Raw genomic sequence first — 1,660 nt, 5'->3', positions numbered from 1 at the left:
CATGCCCATCAACTTAAGAGTGAGCACAACCTGAGCTTTCGACTCATCGGATCAAAACATTCCTAAAATAAAAGCATACTCTTAAAAATAAGCATCTCAAATAAACCCTAACGGGTTTCATTTTTTAAATTATGCAACTTTCTTTTGTTTTTTTAATCCATTATACTCATAGACAACACCCATGATATCAAAGACAGTCTTCTTCTCATATCTGTGAGATTTGCGCCCATTCTTCTGTAGGAGGTGGAACAGGCGGATTAGGACCTTTGTTATTTCATGGGTGTTTCTCTGTATGGCTTGATACAAAAGAGATAGATGATCCTGAATCATACCAATCGCTTTATATTCACTTAACTCTTTTTTTTTCTTTTGTAAAAGAAGTTGACGCATTTTAAACATGGTAGAGGAACATAGGAAAATAGCGATTAGCTTTCCATATAGTTGGCACTCTAATCGCTCTTGTTTCACATTACGGTAATGGTCTATTTTGAAGAGTGATTTCCATGTTTTAAAGACAATCTCTATTTGCCAACGTAAAGTATATAACTCATGTACTTGTTCCATCGGAACCCATTCCCACGGTATATTCGTCACGTACACGTTTAATCCCGCTATCATTTTACTTTTCTCTGAGTACGTTCTATTTTTAGATTTTTCTTTTTCCGCGATCTTCGCTCGTCGTTTTTGAAGTTGCTTATCTGTTAATCGATTAAAAATAACGCGTGCAAACAGTTGTTGTTTATCGCCAATATACGCATGTTTTAATTCAAATGTTTCTCCAGGCTGTAGTTGTTTCAAAATCTGTTTCACATCAATTTGTATATATTCCGATTGTTTTTTTAGTGCACCATTTTTAAAGTATTCTGGACTTGGATTTTTTACATATACATTCGTATTTAACTTTAACCGAGAAATATAATAGGTACCACGTTGATCCATTTGATCTAAATCCTCTAATGAAAAATAACCCAAATCACGAATACATAAATCACCTGGTCTTAAGGTATCTAAACATTCTGTACCGAATGTTTTATCATTATTTTTCCCAGGACCTACCTGAAAGTTAAGAAATTGTCCACTATGTAAATCATATTCCAATTGTATTTTGATACCGGCTGTTTGAGCACAACCTCCTGAACCCGGATATATATGTTCTAAAGTATTGGGTACTTGAAATACGGTAGCATCCATGATGCGAATACGCTCAAAATAAGCAAAAAGTTGGTTAGAGATTTGTGTTTGTTCACAGATTTTTTGCTGTAACAATAAAGAAAAGATATGTTTTAAAAACAGCACTGCTTTTGCGTTAAAACGCTTATTTAAGCCCTCAGGGCTAAGGAGAGTACCGGTGGCTGCATGAAGTCTACTACATAATCGTACTAAGGGATCACTTGCCACTCGTTGACTAATCCAAATACAAATCGTAGCTAAATCTGAGCCAGAAAACTTGCGTTTTCGTTTTATAAATTCGATGTCTCTTGCAAGTTCTTCTACAAATACAGGTGTAATATATCGTTGTAATTCTTCCGCAAATGGTTGTAGTTCTTCTTGAATCGAGAGATTCATAAGAAAACGTCATCCTTTCTAGTCTAGCTTTTTTAGAAAGAATAACGTTTTTTTACACTTGGGGGTAGTGAAGATTTTTAAGTTGATGGGCATG

Annotated in this window: 1 protein-coding gene; it reads right to left on the bottom strand. The window is 34.9% G+C overall.

The window, feature by feature from the left end; all coding sequences use genetic code 11:
* Positions 1–129: 129 nt before the first annotated feature.
* Positions 130–1,566, bottom strand: a complete 1,437-nt coding sequence (locus MR168_RS32840) for an IS4 family transposase (RefSeq protein WP_062804561.1) — start codon at positions 1,564–1,566, stop codon at positions 130–132.
* Positions 1,567–1,660: the final 94 nt, after the last annotated feature.

The sequence above is a fragment of the Bacillus cereus group sp. BfR-BA-01356 genome, assembly GCF_022663635.1.
Taxonomy (GTDB): domain Bacteria; phylum Bacillota; class Bacilli; order Bacillales; family Bacillaceae_G; genus Bacillus_A; species Bacillus_A cereus.
Note: the sequence above shows the minus strand (reverse complement) of the source record. Positions and strands in the feature narration are given on the sequence as shown.